This window comes from Mycobacterium syngnathidarum, assembly GCF_001942625.1.
In the GTDB taxonomy this organism is placed as follows: domain Bacteria; phylum Actinomycetota; class Actinomycetes; order Mycobacteriales; family Mycobacteriaceae; genus Mycobacterium; species Mycobacterium syngnathidarum.
The window spans coordinates 35,565-52,202 of the sequence record NZ_MLCL01000032.1; the positions used below are offsets into that span (position 1 = coordinate 35,565).

Sequence of the window (16,638 nt, forward strand, 5' to 3'; positions counted from 1 at the left end):
CGACCGTGACGGCGATGCGCGGTTGGCGGCGATCAGCGCGCGGGTGTCGGCTCCAGTGCGTGTGGATGTGCGGGGCCGTCGTGGCGTGGGCGTGAGCACGGTGGTTTCCGCGCTGGCCGGTGCGGGCCTCGATGCCGCGGAGGCTGCTGAGGTCGGTGACGTCACGGTCTTGGTGATCGCCGAGGTGCTCAAGCCCGAAGACGAGGCCGTGCTCGCGGACCTGACGCGGGCGGGACGCCCGACGGTGGTGGTGCTGAACAAGGCTGATCTGGCCGGGTCCGGTCCGGGCGGGCCGATTGCTACCGCGCACCGGACGGCCCGGCGTCTGCAGCCACGGGCCGCGGCACCGGTCGTGCCGATGGTGGCCCTGCTGGCGGTGGCCGGGGAGCTGGCGCCGCATCTGCGGGACGCCTTGCGGCTGCTGTCCGACGCGCCTGCGGACCTGACCTCGGTCGACGCGTTCGTGACCGGGGCGCACCCGGTGCCGCGGGCGGTGCGCACCGAGCTGCTGGAACGCCTCGATCGGTTCGGGATCGCCCATGCCACGCTGGCGTTGAGCCGCGGGGCGGACATTGACGCGTTGCCGGCGTCGTGGCGCCGGATCAGCGAGGTGGAGCGGGTGATGGTCGCCCTCGATGCCGCGACTGCGCCGGCCCGGTACCGGCGAGTGCAGTGGGCGCTGGCTGAGCTGCGCGCCATGGGGGGCCCGGCGGTGGCGCGCTTTCTGGCCGCCGACGACACGGTGATCGCAGTGATGGCCGCCGCTGTCGACGTCGTACAGGCCGAAGGGTTGACGGTGGATCTCGGCGACGATCGCAACGCTCATCTCTGCCGGGCCCGCCGGTGGCGGCAGTACCGCGACGGTCCGGTCAATGCCCTGCACCGCCGGTGCGGTGACGACATCGTGCGCGGGTCGCTGCGGTTGCTGAGCGCAGCAGGTGGCCGGCGGTGACCGACGTGGAGACGCCCGCGGACGATGTGGCGACTGCGACGCGCGAAGCGAAGATCGCGGCGCGCACGCGAGGAGCAAAAATTGCCGAGGCCGACGCCGTGGTGGCCGCGATCGATCCGGGCCTGAACACGCCGGGGGTGGAGACCCGCGACGCAGTCCTCGTCGCCGGACCGTGGCTGGCCGGATCGACGAGCGTGATGGCGGCGCTGCGGGAGCGGATGCCGCAGACCACCTTCGTGGAATCCACCGAGTTGGTGGCCGGTGAGGCCCCGGCGGCCGTGCTGTTCGTGGTTTCGGCAGCGGCCCCGATCACTGAATCGGATTGTGCGCTGGTTGATTTGGCGACTCGGTACACAGATCTGGTGATCGGGGTGGTGTCCAAGATCGATGCCCACCGGGACTGGCGTGCTGTGTGCGACGCCGACGCGAAGATCCTGGGTGAGCGGGACGCGCGCTACGAGCGCATGCCCTGGGTGGGGGTGGCGGCGGCCCCAGATCTCGGTGAGCCACAGCTCGACGAACTGGTGGAACTGCTGACCGGCCGATTGGCCGACCCCGATGTTGTGCGCCGAAACAGGTTGCGCGCCTGGGAGACTCGGCTTGACGCGGTGATCGGGCGCTATCAGGCGGACGGGTCCGGAGCCGACCGTCAGGCGCGGGTGGAGGTATTGCGGGCGCGGCGCGCCGAGGTGGCCAGGACCCGCCGGCTGACCCGCACCGAGCGCAGCATCGCATTGCGTAGCCAGCTGCAGCAGGCCCGGGTTCAACTCGGCTATTTCGCGCGCAACCGATGTAATTCGGTGCGCACGGAACTGCAGGAAGATGTCGCGGGCATCAGCCGGCGCCGGATCGAGACGTTCGAGGAGTATGCCCGGCAGCGTGCCCACGAGGTTGTCGGCGAGGTGGACGAGGGCGTCACCGCGCACCTGAGCGGCATGGCGGCCGAACTCGAGCTGACGGCCCCCGCGCCACCGGCTCCAGCGGCGATTCCCGACCTGCCGGCACCTCCGCTGAAATCCCGCACCCCGGAGACCCGGCTGATGCTGGTGCTCGGCACGGGATTCGGGCTGGGGGTCGCGGTGGCGGTGAGCCGGCTGTTGGCGGGTGCGGCGCCGCGACTGGCCGTGGCCGGGCTGGTGGTCGGTGCGGTGGTGGGCCTGCTGCTGGCGATCTGGATGGTCGGCACCCGTGCGTTGTTGCATGACCGGGCGGTGCTGGATCGCTGGGTCGGCGAGATGACCGCAACACTGCGTTCAGCGGTTGAAGAGCTGGTCGCGAAACGGTTGGTGGCCGCCGAAACGGCGCTCACCACCGAATTGGCCGCCCGCGAGGAAACCGAGGCGGCGGTGGCGGCCGAAAAGACCGCCGAGCTGGACGCCGAGCTGCGGGAACATGCCATCGCGACCGCGCGGGCGGCCGCGCAGCGGGACCGCCGGATCCCCCCGCTGCAGCGGGCGCTGAACGCCGTCCGGGCAGATCTGTACGGCAACGGCGATGCTACTGGCGAGTAACCGCCTGATAACGTCGATCTGAATCGTTCCTGTGAGTGATCGGACATACCACCGGCTCTCCGCGGGTATCTCACCCGCGTTAACCTCTACCCAAGGGGTAGCCGTGACCGCGTCGTGACGTGGCTTGGGTTCCACAAACCTACGCAGGAGAATTTGATGACCTCAGCGACCATTCCGGGTCTGGACACCGCACCGACGAAACATCAAGGTCTGCTGGCCTGGGTCCAGGAGGTCGCAGAGCTGACTCAACCCGATCGGGTGGTTTTCGCCGACGGGTCCGCCGAGGAGTACGACCGCCTGGCCGCCCACCTGGTCGAGGCGGGCACCTTCCAGAAGCTGAACGAAGAGAAGCAGCCCAACTCCTACCTCGCGCTCTCCGATCCCTCCGACGTCGCCCGCGTCGAATCGCGCACCTTCATCTGCTCCGAGCGTGAGATCGACGCCGGCCCCACCAACAACTGGATGGAACCCGCCAAGATGCGCGGGATCATGACCGACCTGTACCGCGGCTCGATGCGCGGCCGCACGATGTACGTGGTGCCGTTCTGCATGGGCCCGCTGGACGCCGAGGACCCCAAGCTCGGTGTGGAGATCACCGACTCCGAGTACGTCGTGGTCTCGATGCGCACCATGACCCGGATGGGTCAGGCCGCGCTCGACAAGATGGGCGATGACGGTTTCTTCGTCAAGGCACTGCACTCGATCGGTGCCCCGCTGGAGCCCGGTCAGAAGGACGTGCCGTGGCCCTGCAACGACACGAAGTACATCACCCACTTCCCGGAGACGCGCGAGATCTGGAGCTTCGGCTCGGGCTATGGCGGTAACGCGCTGCTGGGCAAGAAGTGCTACTCGCTGCGCATCGCCTCGGCGATGGCTCACGACGAGGGCTGGCTCGCCGAGCACATGCTGATCGTCAAGCTGATCTCCCCGGAGAACAAGGCCTACTTCGTGGCGGCCGCGTTCCCGTCGGCCTGCGGCAAGACCAACCTCGCGATGCTGCAGCCCACCATTCCCGGCTGGCGGGCCGAGACCGTCGGCGACGACATCGCCTGGATGCGGTTCGGCAAGGACGGTCGGCTCTACGCCGTCAACCCGGAGTTCGGTTTCTTCGGCGTCGCACCGGGCACCAACTGGGACTCCAACCCGAACGCGATGAAGACCATCGCCGCGGGCAACACCGTGTTCACCAACGTCGCCAAGACCGACGACAACGACGTGTGGTGGGAAGGCCTGGAGGGCGAGCCCGACCACCTGATCGACTGGAAGGGTCAGGACTGGAACCTGCGGGAGGCCGAAACCAAAGCGGCGCACCCGAACTCGCGTTACTGCACCCCGATCTCGCAGTGCCCGACGCTGGCCCCCGAGTGGGATGATCCGCAGGGCGTGCCGATCTCGGCGATCCTGTTCGGCGGCCGTCGCAAGACCACCGTCCCACTGGTGACGCAGGCTCGCGACTGGCAGCACGGCGTGTTCATCGGCGCCACCCTGGGCTCCGAGCAGACCGCCGCCGCCGAGGGCAAGGTCGGCACCGTGCGCCGCGACCCGATGGCCATGCTGCCGTTCCTCGGCTACAACGTCGGTGACTACTTCCAGCACTGGATCAACATCGGCAAGAACGCCGACGAGTCGAAGATGCCCGCGGTGTTCTTCGTCAACTGGTTCCGCCGTGGTGACGACGGCCGCTTCCTGTGGCCGGGTTTCGGTGAGAACAGCCGGGTGCTGAAGTGGGCCATCGAGCGCATCGAGCACAAGGCCGACGGCAAGAGCACGCCCATCGGCATCGTGCCGACCGCGGCCGACCTGGACCTGTCCGGGCTCGACGTGGATCCCGCCGACGTCGACGAGGCCCTGGCCGTCAATGTCGACGAGTGGAAGGCCGAGCTCCCGTTGATCGAGGAATGGTTCGAATTCGTCGGTGAGAAGCTGCCCACCGGCATCAAGGACGAGTTCGACGCCCTCAAGCACCGCCTGGCCGAAGAGTCCTAACCCTTTCCACAACCGACTGGCCAGCTATTGCACGCAAGTTGCGAAAAAGCGTGCGATAACTGGCCTTTCGGCTGTCTAGGCGTGGGTCACGTGCGGGGCCGGCCACCATATGCGCTCGCCCAGCAGGCTCATCGCCGCCGGTACCAGGTAGGTGCGCACGACGGTGATGTCGAGCAGCAGACCGATGCCGATCGTCGAGCCGATCTGCACCAGATTGAGCACGGTCCCGCTCATCAAGGCGAACATGGTGATCGCGAAAACAACTCCGGCGGTGGTGATCACGCTGCCGGTGCTGCCGAATCCCCGGATGATGCCGCTGGTCACCCCGCTGTGGGATTCTTCGCGGATGCGGGAGGCGAACAGCATGCTGTAATCGGCTCCGACCGCGACCAGTGCCATGAACGACACCGGAAACACCGACCAGTCCAGGCTGATACCGATGAGGTGTTGCCAGATCAAGGTGGACAGCCCGGCCGCGGCTCCGAAGGACAGCACCACCGCGGCGATCATCAGGAGCGGGGCCACCAGGCTACGCAGCATCACGATCAGCACCAACAGCACCGCGGCCACCGCCACGGCGCCGAAAAGTGCGAAATCCCTCCAGGTTTGGTCGATGTGGCGCTGGGATAGAGAGGCCAGGCCGGTCGACTCGATCTGTGCGTGTTCCAGCACGGTTCCCGTTGCGGCATTGTTGGCCGCGGCGATGACGGCGGGCACCGCACCCATGGCCTCGGCGCCGTAGGGGTTCACCGACCAGACCACCATCATCCGGGCACTGCGTCCGTCCGGTGAGATCAGCAGTTGTTCGCCCGCGGTGAAGCGGCGGTCGGTCCGGCCCTCCCGTGGCAGGTAGAAGCCCCGCCCGGCGCCGGTGCTGGTGTCGGCAGACATCCGGTGCAGGAAGTCCGAGGCGCGGTCGAGTCCCGCGCTGAGCTCGGTGGTGAGCGTGACCATGGTGTCGGTCCCGGTCTTCACCTGCCCGAGTCCGGTGGTGAGGCGGCCCAGTCCGGTTGTGAGTTCATTGATTCCGGCCAGTAACCGGCTCAGTTCCTGACGGGTCTGCTCAGGGGTGCGGGTGCCGAGTTGATCCAGCATGGCCCGTAGCTTCTTGATACCCGCTCGCAGATCGGGCAGGGTGTCGAGCGCGGAGTTCACCGGGCCTTCGGGAACCAGGGGAGCGGCAAGCGCCAATCCGTTGACTGCCAGCAATGCGCGCCCGCCCGTGGCTGCGTTGAGCTCGGCGAAGGCCTGCCTGGCGCGGATGCAGGAGCTGTCCGACGCGCAGGCCGCCGACGGCTCGGGGCCGGTGAGCGGATCGAACACCGCGTGCAATGCCGCGGTAGGAGCCGCCAATCGTTCTTGGACGGAATCGATTTCGTCGACCACCTGGTCGAGTGAGTCGGTGGCATTGGAAATGCTGCGCACGGCGGTCACCACATCCAGAGAACCGCCGGAGAGCGTGTCCACCACTCGATCGGCCGATTCCAGGGTGCCGAGGAGGTTGCGCGCCAAGTCGACCAGGGAGCGCGCGCCGTCGGTGAGCTCGGGCAGCCGGGCTGCCGCATCCGCGGAGCCGTCGTGCAACTGGGTCACCCCGGTGGCCAGACGCTTGAGTTGCGGGATGGCCTGTTCGACGCGATTGTGCGCGTCTTGAAGGCCGGCGCCGACTTGTGCGGTCTGTGCACCAATGGCCGTCTCGGGCAGCGGTTTTCCTTCGGGGCGGGTGATCGAGCGGACATAGGCCACCTCGGGGAGGTTGCCGATCGACATGGCGATCAGATCCAGCGCGGCCAGGTCGTTGGTGTTGCGCATGTCGTGGTCTGCGCGGATCGTGATGAACTCCGGCGCCGCCTCGTTGACTCCCCAATGGCGGTAGACGGCGTCATAGCCGCGCTTGCTGTCGGTGGCGCGCAGCTGCATGGCGTTCTCGTCGATGTTCGGTTCGAAGGTGAGCAGCACCGAACTCATGGCGATGAGGAAGGCCAGGGACGCGGCGACCAGCGCCGGTGCCCGGCGGATGATGGCCGCCCCACGCTTGCGCCAGCGGCGCTCGTCGAGTGGCCGGGGTTCGGCGTATCCGCGCCGGCCCCACAACGCCATGAGGGCGGGTGTCAGGGTGAGGCTGACGGCGACGGTGATCGCGATGGACAGCGCGATCGGGGGACCCGCGGTACGGAACATCCCGATCTTGGTGAACACCATGGCCATTCCGGCGCCGGCGATGGTCAGCGCCGAGGCGATCACGATGCCTGCGGTATGGGCACCGGACCTGGCCACGGCATCGTCGACGGCCAGCCTGCGCCGTCGGCCCTCGTGGTAGTTGGCCAGCAGAAAGATGCCGTAGTCGGTGCCCGCGCCCAGCACCATCGCGGTCACCAGCGCGATGGTGAAATTCGAGACCGTCAAGAGGTCGTGGCTGCCCAGCAAGGAGACCACCGGCCGTGCCACCGCCAGTGAAATACCGACGGTGAGAAGCGGAATCATCGAGGTGATCAGTGAGCGGTAGACGGCGAGCAAGAGCAGCGTGATCAGTACCACCGAGACCACTGTGATGATGGCCAGCGAGATGTCGATGGCGGAGAACAGATCCGACAGGGTCGGCGCGGCTCCGGTGAAATGGACGTCGAGTCCGGCGGGCCGGGGGACGGCGGCAACCACGGCGCGGACGTTCTCGGTGGACCGATGGGCGCGGGTGGAGCCGACGTCGCCGGTGGTGGCCACGATCAGGTGGATGGCTTTTCCGTCCGGGCTCAGGCCGGTGCCTTCCAGGCCGGGAGTGCCGTAGGTGTCGAGTACGTAGGCGACGTCATCCTTGTTGGCCACCAACCGGGCGACCAGATCGCGGTAGTACGCCGTATCGGCCGCGTCGAGGACGCGGTCACTGGACACCACGATGCTGCCGACGGCGGTGGTATCCGGGACGCCGAAGTCGCGGGACATCTGCCGCAGGGTCTCGGTGGTCGCGCTTTCCGGGGTGAACGGTGCGGAGTGTTCGGCCACCGTGCGTTCGAGCTGGGGGATGGCCAGGTTGAGCACGCCGGCCAGGGCCAGCCACGCCCCGAGAATCAACCACGCATACTCCGCGCAGACTCTGGAGAGTTTGCCGAAGATCGCCAGATTGTGCATTTCGGCATAGTAGACCAATCGGTCTATCGATGGGAGGCTAGGATGGACCAACTGGTCTATTCGGTGATGGAGAAGGGTGTCGGCAGTGGCGGGCCCGCGGGAGCGTCTCATCCAGAGCGCCATCGAGTTGATGCGAGAGTACGGCGTCCACGCGACGGGGCTCAGTGACCTGCTGAAGCGCAGCAACACCGCTCGTGGGTCCATTTACCAGCACTTTCCCGAAGGTAAGACGGAGCTGATGGCGGAAGCGACGCTGGAAGCCGGCCGCATCATCAGCGCCAGGATCGAAGAACTGACCCACGCACTGCCTTCCGAAGACGTGATCCGCGCGTTCGTCGGTGGATGGAAACGGAACCTCATCGACAGCGATTTCGCCGGAGGTTGTCCCATTGTGGCGGCCGCCCAGGCCGGTCCGGATGCCCGCGCGGTGCGGGAGGCTTCCGCGGTGGTGTTTGCTGACTGGGCCCGGCTGATCGCCGCGTCGATGACAGCCAAGGGAGTCGATGCCGCGACCGCCGCCTCGCTCGGCAGCTTCGCCGTGAGCACGCTGGAGGGCGCGATCATCCAGTGCCGCAGTGCCCGCTCGACCCAGCCGCTCGACGACGCCTGTGCCGGTTTGCAATTGCTGATGCGCCAGGCGGGAGCCGCCACTTGACGCCTGTCAAGTGGCGGCGGTTACAGTGCCTTCATGCAGATCCGCGAGCATGCCGAGGCCAATCCCGAGAAGCCGGCGATCATCCTTCATCCGTCGGGCACTGTCGTCACGTTCGGTGAGCTCGAAGCTCGCGCGAATCGCCTGGCGCACTACTTCCGCCGGCACGGCCTGCAAGAGGGCGATGTGGTAGCGATCCTCATGGAGAACAACGAGCACATCCACGCGGTGATGTGGGCGGCGCGTCGCAGTGGCCTGTACTACGTGCCGATCAACACCCACCTGACCGCGGCCGAGGCCGCGTACATCATTGACAACAGCGGGGCCAAGGCCATCGTCGGCTCCGCCGTGCTCAAGGACATCCTGGGCGGTCTGGACAACGAACTGCCGAACGGCCTGCCGGACGTGCTGTTGATCGCCGACGGCGAGCTCGACGGCTGGCAGCGGTATCCGGAGGCCGTCGCAGACCTGCCCGCCACCCCGATCGACGACGAGATGGACGGGGACCTGCTGCAGTACTCGTCGGGCACGACGGGCCGGCCCAAGGGCATCAAGCGGGAACTGCCGCATGTGCCGCCGTCGGAAACTCCCGGCATGATGTCGGCGCTCGTCGGGTTCTGGATGCAGCCGGACTCGGTGTATCTGAGCCCTGCGCCGCTGTACCACACCGCGCCTTCGGTGTGGTCCATGCAGACCCACGCCGCGGGAATCACCACGGTGGTGCTGGAGCGCTTCGATGCCGAAGGCTGCCTGGACGCGATCCAGAAGTACGGCGTCACCCAGGGCCAGTTCGTTCCGGTGATGTTCACCCGGATGCTGAAACTGCCTGAGAATGTGCGGAATTCGTACGACCTGTCCAGCCTGCGACGCGTCATGCACGCCGCCGCGCCGTGTCCGGTGGAGATCAAGAAGCAGATGATCGACTGGTGGGGGCCGATCGTCGACGAGTACTACGCCTCTTCGGAGGCCATCGGCGCGACGGTGATCTTCGCCGAGGACTGGCTGACGCATCCGGGCTCGGTCGGCAAGCCGATGAACGGCCTCGTGCACATCCTCGACGAGGACGGCAACGAACTGCCGCCGGGCCAGGCCGGCGAGATCTTCTTCGAGGGCGGACAGGACTTCGAATACCTCAACGACGCCGAGAAGACCGCCTCTTCGCGTGAATCGCACGGCTGGAAGACGGTGGGGGACATCGGGTATGTCGATGAAGAGGGGTATCTCTACCTCACCGACCGACGCCACCACATGATCATCTCGGGCGGGGTGAACATCTACCCGCAGGAAGCCGAGAACATGCTCGTCGTGCATCCGAAGGTGATGGACGCGGCGGTGTTCGGCATCCCCGACGACGAGATGGGTCAGAGCGTCAAGGGTGTGGTGCAGACCGTGGATCCCGCCGACGCGACTCCAGAATTCGCCGATGAGCTGATGTCCTGGTTGCGTGAGCGGCTGACGCACTACAAGTGCCCGCGCAGCATCTCGTTCGAGGCCGAACTGCCGCGCACCGACACCGGCAAGCTGTACAAGCAGGAGCTGATAAACAAGTACTCGTGACCGTCCTGGAGCTGGCCGCGGGCATTCGCGTCGGGGTCGACGCCCCGACGGATGCCGCGGCGTTCACGCTGACCGAGCGCCCCACGGAGGACCGCCGGTCGGTCACGGTGGACTCGGTCGAGCAGGCTCTGGACGAACTCGGTGAACGGTGTAAGACCTGGCCGCAGGCCGCGGCCGTCTGTGACGATGTGCTGCGTTCGTTCGACCCGACCGGCCCGACCCGCGCCGGTCTGATCACCGAGTCGTTGGCGTACTCGACGCTGCAGTCCGGGCCGGAGTTCGCGCGCTGGCTGGCCGAACGCGGCCCGGCGACGGTGCCGCTGCTGCCCGAGCCGGTGCAGGCCCGTCGCGACGGAAACACCCTGCACGTCCGGTTCAACCGGCCGCAGCGGCACAACGCGTTCTCCACCGACGCCCGGGGGGCCCTGCTGGAGGTCCTGGAGGTAGCCCGGCTGGATCCGTCGGTCGACGAGGTGGTGCTCGGCGGGAACGGCCGATCATTCTGTAGCGGCGGTGATCTGGCCGAGTTCGGTTCGTTCGCCGACCCGGCCAGCGCTCATCTGGCCCGTACCAGGCACAGCCCGGCGCTGGTGCTCGATGAACTCACCGCGCGGCTGGGGCGACGCTGCCGCGCAGAGGTGCACGGTCAGGTGCTGGGCAGCGGATTGGAGATGGCCTGCTACTGCGGATGGGTCAGCGCTCACCCGGACGCCACGATCGGCCTGCCGGAACTGGCGCTCGGGTTGATTCCCGGGGCGGGCGGCACGGTGAGCATCACGCGCCGGATCGGCCGGTGGCGCACCGCCTACCTCGTGCTCTCAGGGCGCACCATCGACGCAGCCACCGCGCTGGCCTGGGGTCTGGTGGACGAGGTGCGTCCGCTTTCGGTGACTCTGCCATGAGGGCGGGCCGTTCTCGCACTTCCACGCCCTAGCCGCAGGATCAACCGTCGTGACTGGCATAGTGCGAGATGTGAAACAGGGTGGCCCGTTCTTCGATGACCTGCAGGTCGGCCAGGTATTCGACAGCGCGCCGTCGATGACCTTGACGCCCGGGGCGGCCGCGACCCACCAGGCGATCCTCGGTGACCGGCTGCGGCTGGCGCTCGACGCCGAGCTCGCCACCGCGGTGACGGGGGAGCCCGGCCCGTTGGCGCATCCGGCGCTGGTGTGCGACGTGGCGATCGGGCAGAGCACCCTGGTGACCCAACGCGTCAAGGCCAACCTGTTCTACCGGGGCCTGGCGTTTCACCGTTGCCCGGTGATCGGGGACACCTTGCACACCCGCACCGAAGTGGTTGGGCTCAAACAGAATTCGATCAAGCCGGGACGGTCCGCCACCGGCCTGGCAGCCCTGCGGATGACCACGGTAGACCAAAAGGACCGTAAGGTTCTCGACTTCTACCGCTGTGCCATGTTGCCGCTGTCTGGTGACGGCGTCGACACCGGGCATGCCGACGACCTGTCGACCATCGGGGCCGACGCGGCAGCGCCGAACCCCACGGCCGACTGGGATGCGGACGCGTTCCGGACCCGGGTACCCGGACCGCATTTCGACCCGGCGGTGGCCGGCTCGGTGCTGCACAGCACCGCCGATGTGGTCAGCAGCGCTCCCGAACTGGCCCGGCTGACCCTGAACATCGCTGCCACCCACCATGATCGGCGCGTCGGCGGCGAACGCCTGGTGTACGGCGGGCACACCATCGGGCTGGCCCTGGCCCAGGCCACCCGGTTGCTCCCGAACCTGGCTACGGTGCTGGGCTGGGAGTCCTGCGACCACACCGGTCCGGTACACGAGGGCGACACATTGTTCAGCGAGCTGCACGTGGAATCGGCCCAGGCTCCAGTCCTGCAATTGCGCTCACTGGTGTACGCGGCCGGCGGGCCCGACGGCGGCGACCGCCAGGTGCTGGACTGGCGGTTCAGCGCGCTGCAGTTCTGATGGCACCGTTGGCGATTCCACTGAGCCTGCGCAGACAGGCCCAGATGGTCGCCGACGATTTCACGGCGCTCACCGGGGCGGCGGTCGATGCCACCGAACTGCTCACCGGCCGCGCTGCCCTGCTGAACATCGCACCCCAGGACCAGGTGTCGGCGGGTGGGGCGACGCACCTGCTCCCCACCCGCGACGGATGGGTTGCGCTGACGCTGTCGCGGCCTGACGACATCGCCGCGATACCCGCTCTGCTGCAGACTGATTCAGTCGAGGACGAGCCCTGGCAGCCGATCCTGGACTGGGCCGCGGTGAACTCCGCCGCCCAGGTTGCCGATCGGGCCCGGCTGCTCGGATTGCCCGTCGCCATGCTCGGGGAAACCGCACCCGCGCCGCCGGTGATCAGCCCGGTCGGGCCCACCCAGACCGGTTCGCTGGCCGGCGCACTGGTGGCCGACCTGTCGTCGATGTGGGCCGGCCCCTTGTGTGGACAGTTGTTGGCCCGGGCCGGGGCCACCGTGGTGAAGGTGGAGAGCTCGAGCCGTCCGGACGGGACCCGCTCCGGTGCACCCGAGTTCTACGACTGGATGAACGGTGGAAAACTTTCGTATGCCGTTGATTTCGACAACCCCGAGGATCTGGTTGCCTTGGTCCAGGTGGCCGACGTGGTCATCGAGGCGTCGCGGCCGGCCGCACTGAGCCGACGCGGGCTGGGGCCCAGCCTCAACCCGGCCCGGCCCGGCCGAATCTGGCTGCGCATCACTGGCCACGGCACCACGGGCGAGAAGGCCGGCTGGGTGGCGTTCGGCGACGACGCGGCGGTGTCAGGCGGGCTGGTCGGATACCGCGGGGGCGCACCGGTGTTCCGCGGTGACGCGATCGCCGACCCGCTCACCGGGCTGCATGCCGCGGCCGCTGTGGCGGCGTCGCGGAACCGTGGCGGTGGCGAGCTGATCGAATTCTCGATGGCGGCCGTGGCGGCCGGGTACCGGTATTGCGACGACGAGGGCGCCGACGTCATCCCGGTACCGCCCGCCGCAGGTCTGCCCGGCCGAGACCTCGGGGCCGACAACGAGGCCGTACGCCGCCTGGTGGCGGAACGGGCCGATGCCTCATGCTGATTCGCCGCGCCACGCTGCTCGACGGGTCCGTGGTGGACATCCGCGTCGGACACATCATCGAAGGGCTCGCGGCAGCACTGCCGCCTGAGCCCGATGAACTGGTGCTCGACGCCGCGTTCGGCACAGTGATCCCCGGCCTGCATGATCACCATCTGCACGTGTATTCGGCTGCCGCCGAACAGGATTCCGTCCGCGTCGGTCCGGCTGAGGTGGCCGACGAGGTTGCGCTGGGCACGGCGCTGACCTCCGCGGCGCCGGGCAGCGACGGCTGGATCCGGGCTGTCGGCTATCACGAGGCGGTGGCCGGCTCCCTGGACCGTCACGCACTGGACCGGTTGGGTCCGGACAGCCCGGTGCGGGTGCAACACCGCAGCGGCGTGCTGTGGACGCTGAACTCGCCAGGTCTTGCGGCGCTGGGTCTGGCCGATCACCCGGACGGGCGGCTGCGCAGCGCGGACACGACCTGGTCGCAGACCTTGGAACGCAGGCCCGCAGCGGTCGCGGAGTTCAGCGCCCGGCTGGCCGGCTACGGCGTCACCGGGGTCACCGATGCCACGCCTGACCTGCATCCCGCCGATCGCCCCACCAGCCTGCGGCAGCGCGTGCACTACCTCGCTCCGGGCAAACGAATTCTGCACGACGACGGGCTCGACCTCGATGAGTTGACGGCTTGGATCGCCGAGCGACACCGGGCCGGTGAGCCGGTGGCCGTGCACTGTGTGACCGCGGCTCAGCTCGTCGTCACCATCGCGGCGCTGCAGGCCGCTGGCGGCCATCCCGCCGACCGCATCGAGCACGCCGCGATGGTGCCGCAGGACTGCGTCGCCGACCTCGTCGAGCTCGGGATCACCGTGGTGACCCAGCCCAACTTCGTCGCCGAGCGGGGCGACCAGTACCGCACGGATGTCCCTGCCGCCGAACAGGATCAGCTCTGGCGGCTGGGCACCCTGTTGTCGGCAGGGGTGCCGGTGGCACTGTCCACCGATGCACCGTTCGGGGCCGCCGACCCGTGGGCCGTGATGCGCGCGGCAGTGCACCGGCGCACTCCGCGCGGTGTGGTGCTCAACCCGGCCGAACGGATTTCGGGGCGGCGGGCTCTGGCCCTGTTTCTGGGCGATGCGGAAAGCCCGGCCCGGCCGCGGCGCATCGCGCCTGCTGAGCCTGGTGACCTGTGCCTGCTGGCCGGTTCCCCGCAGCAGGTGATCGACGCACTCGACGCCGAACTGGTGGCCGCCACCGTCATCGGCGGGGAAGTGGTCTTCGAGCGGTGAGTGTGTGGCGGGCGCCGGGGATGCCGGCGTTGTTGGGTGCGGCTGCGCTGGGTTTCACCGGATTTGCGCTGCTGCTTCCGGCGGCGCCCATGTGGGCGGTCCACATCGGCGCCGACCATCTCGGCGCCGGCCTGGTCAACACCGTGCTGATGGGCTGCACGGTGATCGCCCAACTGTTGGTCGGGCGGTTGCTGCGACGGGTCGGTTGGCCTGTCACGTTGGCTGTCGGCCTGGTGTTGTTGGGTGCTCCGGCCGTCGTGCACATGTTCGCCCACAGCCTGTGGGCGGTCCTGCTGCTCGCGGCCCTGCGGGGGTTCGGCTTCGGGATCCTCACCGTCTGCGCCGTCGATGGGATCGCCGGGCTGGTACCCCCAGAACGTCGCGGCGCAGCGATCGGCGCATACGGACTTTCCATCGCCGCACCACAATTCGTCTTCGTCCCGCTGGCGCCGTGGCTGGCCGAGCACATCGGCTTCGAGTCCGTGTTCCTGCTCGCGGCCGCGCCGTTGGTGGCGGTACCCCTGGCGTTGATCCGCACGCATCCGGTGCCTCGGCCACCGGCGCCTTCCGGTGAGCACCTTCCGGCGACCCGTCGCTTGGTCAACCCGATCGCCGCGCTCGTCGTGATCACTGCCGCCGGAGGCGCCGTCACCACGTTCGCGCCCCAGTTCGGCAGCGCCGAGATGGCGTTCGGGGCGTTGCTCGGTCTGACCGGGACCGCGGCGGTGAGCAGGTGGTGGATCGGCGGTGTCGCCGACCGGTACGGCCCGGTTCGCTTCATCGCCCCGATGCTGGGCGTCGGCGCGCTGGGTCTGGTGGCGATCGCACTCGGACTGGCCGACCACCGTGCCGTTGTTGTCATTGCCGGCTCGGTCTTGGTCGGCGCGGCCTTCGGCGGCCTGCAGAGTCTCACGCTGGTGCAGGCCTTCGCGGCCGCCGGTGAGCATGCCCGGGGCGCGGTCAGTGTGGCCTGGAACGTCGGGTTCGATGCGGGGACCGGTCTGGGGTCGCTGGCGGTCGGTGCCGTGGCAACCGCGTTCTCGTTCCCGGCGGCGTTCGCCGTGATGACGGCCGCGTGTGTGGGGGTCGGGTTGATGTGGGTACCCACTCGCCATGACGGGCAATCAGAACGCGGCACCACTGGTTGACGCGCTGCGCGAATACCACAATTCCAACCGCTACGGCTTCTCCCCACCGGGGCATCGTCAGGGCCGCGGCGTCGATCAACGGGTCTTGCAGATCCTCGGCCGCGAGCCGTTCTTCAGCGATGTTCTGGCCAGCGGCGGGCTCGACGACAGACGGATGAGCAACGGTTATCTGAAGCGGGCCGAGGAACTGATGGCCGAGGCGGTGGGGGCGAGGGCCGCCTGGTTCTCCACCTGCGGCAGCTCGTTGTCTGTCAAGGCCGCGATGATGGCGGTCGCCGGGTGCGACGGCAGCCTGCTGCTCAGCCGGGACAGTCACAAATCGGTGGTGGCCGGGCTGATCTTCTCTGGTTTGACACCGCGCTGGATCACCCCGCAGTGGGATGCCGAGCGTCATCTCTCGCACCCGCCGTCGCCCCGGCAGGTCGAGGAGGCTTGGCAGCGGCATCCGGATGCCGCTGCCGCGTTGATCGTCAGCCCCAGCCCGTACGGCACCTGCGCCGACATCGAAGGCATCGCGGAGGTCTGCCACCGCCGGGGCAAGCCTCTCATCGTCGACGAGGCATGGGGCGCGCATCTGCCCTTCCATGAGGATCTGCCGACCTGGGCGATGAACGCCGGTGCGGATGTGTGCGTGGTGAGCGTGCACAAGATGGGAGCCGGATTCGAGCAGTTATCTGGGGTCAGATTCTGATGTTTACTGTTGTTCCCGCTGAGGCGATCTGATCTAGTCGGGCCTGATCGGAAACAGGTTAGGCTGTTGGTGTTTCCGGTTAGGGGTTGGTTGGTGCGTTCTGGTTGACGCGACGATTCAGGAGCCCATCATTCCGCGGCCGCCCATCATCGGGCCCATCATGGCGGGCATGCCGTCGGTGACGAAGCCGGTGACTTCGTGTGCGTGGGCGCGGATGGTGTTGGTGAGCTCGGGGTCGGAGGAGGTCTCGGTGGCGATAACTCCGTTAGGTGTCAGTGTGATTCGCCGCTGGTAGTCGGTTGCATGGCGGAACAGGGTGGGCAGGCTTTGACTCATGCAGCTCACTTCGGCGCCTTGGTCGAGATGCTGATACATCGAGGAGACGTGGGCGTGCAGTTGCGCGACGAGATCGGGGGCGTCGGATTCGGTGGTGGTACGGATGCCTCCGGGGATGTTTTCCACGGTGCGGCGCAGTTCGGTGTGGCGGGCGAACATGGTCATGTAGCGATCCATGTCGGTGCCGGAGACTCCGCCCATCATGCCGGGACCGTTGGCGTTCCCGGTGGGCATGCGAATACTGTTGGTGCGCAACAGGTATCCCAGTGCGGCGATCGCCCCTGCCCCACTGAGTAGGGCAAGTGCGGCGCGTCTGGTGAATTCGGTCATGTGCGGCTGCTTTCGTGATGGTGTC

The 16,638-nt window shown here is 68.0% G+C and carries 12 protein-coding genes and 1 pseudogene; 11 read left to right on the plus strand and 2 right to left on the minus strand.

Going from position 1 to position 16,638, the window contains the following annotated elements; translation table 11 throughout:
* Positions 1 to 91 precede the first annotated feature (91 nt).
* From BKG60_RS09925 to BKG60_RS09935, 3 genes are all read left to right on the plus strand, one after another.
* The gene (locus BKG60_RS09925) at positions 92 to 952 is read left to right on the plus strand and encodes a P-loop NTPase family protein (RefSeq protein WP_239251690.1); all 861 of its coding nucleotides are present in this window, start codon (positions 92 to 94) and stop codon (positions 950 to 952) included.
* A 26-nt stretch (positions 953 to 978) separates the two neighbouring features.
* A complete protein-coding gene (locus tag BKG60_RS09930) occupies positions 979 to 2,463 on the plus strand; it encodes a P-loop NTPase family protein (RefSeq protein WP_423226853.1) in 1,485 nt (494 codons plus the stop codon).
* Positions 2,464 to 2,619: 156 nt separating this feature from the next.
* Entirely contained in the window at positions 2,620 to 4,449 is a 1,830-nt protein-coding gene (locus tag BKG60_RS09935; protein WP_070187679.1) for a phosphoenolpyruvate carboxykinase (GTP), read from the plus strand.
* Positions 4,450 to 4,524: 75 nt separating this feature from the next.
* Here the strand turns inward: BKG60_RS09935 and BKG60_RS09940 are convergent, their stop codons facing one another.
* On the minus strand, positions 4,525 to 7,575 hold the full coding sequence (locus tag BKG60_RS09940; RefSeq protein ID WP_075909616.1) for an MMPL family transporter: 3,051 nt from the start codon (positions 7,573 to 7,575) through the stop codon (positions 4,525 to 4,527).
* 85 nt (positions 7,576 to 7,660) lie between these two features.
* Here BKG60_RS09940 and BKG60_RS09945 point away from each other — a divergent pair, with 85 nt between their 5' ends.
* The 8 genes and pseudogenes from BKG60_RS09945 to BKG60_RS09980 form a co-directional block, all read left to right on the plus strand.
* On the plus strand, positions 7,661 to 8,230 hold the full coding sequence (locus BKG60_RS09945) for a TetR/AcrR family transcriptional regulator (protein WP_075909617.1): 570 nt from the start codon (positions 7,661 to 7,663) through the stop codon (positions 8,228 to 8,230).
* A gap of 33 nt (positions 8,231 to 8,263) precedes the next feature.
* Positions 8,264 to 9,784 (plus strand): fatty-acid--CoA ligase FadD4, encoded by a 1,521-nt coding sequence (fadD4, locus tag BKG60_RS09950; protein WP_075909618.1) that lies wholly within the window; start codon positions 8,264 to 8,266, stop codon positions 9,782 to 9,784.
* Positions 9,781 to 10,686 carry an enoyl-CoA hydratase/isomerase family protein gene (locus tag BKG60_RS09955; RefSeq protein ID WP_070945464.1) on the plus strand — a complete coding sequence of 302 codons (906 nt, stop codon included), beginning with the start codon at positions 9,781 to 9,783 and terminating at the stop codon, positions 10,684 to 10,686. The genes fadD4 and BKG60_RS09955 overlap by 4 nt, the downstream gene beginning before the upstream one ends.
* Before the next feature lie 136 nt (positions 10,687 to 10,822).
* A complete protein-coding gene (locus BKG60_RS09960; protein WP_242671595.1) occupies positions 10,823 to 11,725 on the plus strand; it encodes a hotdog family protein in 903 nt (300 codons plus the stop codon).
* On the plus strand, positions 11,725 to 12,837 hold the full coding sequence (locus BKG60_RS09965; RefSeq protein ID WP_075909619.1) for a CoA transferase: 1,113 nt from the start codon (positions 11,725 to 11,727) through the stop codon (positions 12,835 to 12,837). The genes BKG60_RS09960 and BKG60_RS09965 overlap by 1 nt, the downstream gene beginning before the upstream one ends.
* Positions 12,831 to 14,108 (plus strand): amidohydrolase family protein, encoded by a 1,278-nt coding sequence (locus BKG60_RS09970; RefSeq protein ID WP_075909620.1) that lies wholly within the window; start codon positions 12,831 to 12,833, stop codon positions 14,106 to 14,108. Before BKG60_RS09965 ends, BKG60_RS09970 begins: the two co-directional genes overlap by 7 nt.
* Positions 14,105 to 15,256 carry an MFS transporter gene (locus BKG60_RS09975; protein WP_341350331.1) on the plus strand — a complete coding sequence of 384 codons (1,152 nt, stop codon included), beginning with the start codon at positions 14,105 to 14,107 and terminating at the stop codon, positions 15,254 to 15,256. Before BKG60_RS09970 ends, BKG60_RS09975 begins: the two co-directional genes overlap by 4 nt.
* Positions 15,222 to 15,926 (plus strand): annotated as a pseudogene (locus tag BKG60_RS09980) (aminotransferase class I/II-fold pyridoxal phosphate-dependent enzyme); the annotation flags it as partial. The gene BKG60_RS09975 and the pseudogene BKG60_RS09980, both read left to right, overlap by 35 nt.
* Positions 15,927 to 16,064: 138 nt before the next feature.
* Here the strand turns inward: BKG60_RS09980 and BKG60_RS09985 are convergent.
* Positions 16,065 to 16,613: a hypothetical protein gene (locus BKG60_RS09985; protein ID WP_036432564.1), complete on the minus strand. Its 549-nt coding sequence runs from the start codon at positions 16,611 to 16,613 to the stop codon at positions 16,065 to 16,067.
* Between the last annotated feature and the right edge of the window lie 25 nt (positions 16,614 to 16,638).